Annotated in this window: 1 protein-coding gene; it reads left to right on the top strand. The window is 63.0% G+C overall.

Features of this window, described 5'->3' with window-relative positions:
* Positions 1 to 162 precede the first annotated feature (162 nt).
* Positions 163 to 1,065: an IS982 family transposase gene (locus tag ACLRGI_RS22785; RefSeq protein ID WP_419203721.1), complete on the top strand. Its 903-nt coding sequence runs from the start codon at positions 163 to 165 to the stop codon at positions 1,063 to 1,065.
* The last annotated feature ends 60 nt before the right edge of the window (positions 1,066 to 1,125 follow it).

A 1,125-nucleotide genomic window follows, 5' to 3' on the forward strand; every position in this document is an offset into this window, starting at 1 on the left:
GCGCTTGTCCACCGACATCCGCTACCAGCGCGTCAGCGAACCTATCGATTGGCGCTGGCAGGAGCACTGGAATTACGACGACGGCCTCTAGATGAGTAAGTCCTATTGCTGTGCCGGGCGCGGGAGCTTTTAAAGTAAGGCGGAGAGTGTTAAGCCGAGTTTGTGAACACGCAACTAAACACTCTCCTGACCACACTTTACGTCTATTTGGATGACCATGTGCTGCCGGACCTGGGTGTGTCCAGGGCTCACCGGCCGGGCCGGAAACCGGTGCTGAGCGACGCAGAGCTGCTCTGCCTGGCCGTGGCACAGCACCTGCTCGGCTTCTCCTCGGAGACCAGATGGATCCGCTATTCACGGATCCACCTGTCCGGGATGTTCCCGGGCATCCCGCACCAATCCGGCTATAACAAGCGTCTCCGGGCCGCGGGCCCCGTGATCGCGGCAGCCATTACCGCCCTGGCACGGGACACCCCGTCCTGGCACGAGGTCCTGCGCCTGGTCGATTCCACCCCCGTCCCGTGCGGAACGTCCCGGGAAACCGTCAAACGCTCCGACCTGTCCGGGCACGCCGACTACGGCTACTGTGCCTCCCACTCCCGGTTCTTCTGGGGCTTCCGTCTCTACCTGATCAGCACCCCCGACGGCATGCCCGTGATCTGGGGCCTGGCGAACCCAAAGATCGGTGAACGCGAGGTCACCCAGTCACTCCTTGAACACGACCATCACCTCATCCGCGCCGGGCAGGTCATCCTCGGCGACAAGGGCTTCGCTGGCCGCGACTTCGAACGGTTCATCACCGAGGACCTCGGCGCGCACCTGATCCGCCCGGACCGCAAGGATGAGAAACCCCGCTTCGGCAAACTCGGCCGCATCCGACAATGGATTGAATCCGTCTTCGACACCCTCAAGGGCCAACTCGGCCTCGAAGAACACGGCGGACGGACCATGGCCGGCGTCTACGCCCGGGTAGCAGCCAGACTCCTCGCCCTCGCCGCAGGCATCTGGCACAACTGGCGCATCAACGCGCCCCGCAAGCGCTCCCTCATCGCCTACGACCACTAAATCCAATAGGACTTAATCATCTAGCAGTACACGTGGCCTAGCAGTACACCAGGCGCGCAG

The organism is Paenarthrobacter sp. PPS72 (assembly GCF_048537125.1).
GTDB classification, from domain to species: domain Bacteria; phylum Actinomycetota; class Actinomycetes; order Actinomycetales; family Micrococcaceae; genus Arthrobacter; species Arthrobacter nitroguajacolicus_E.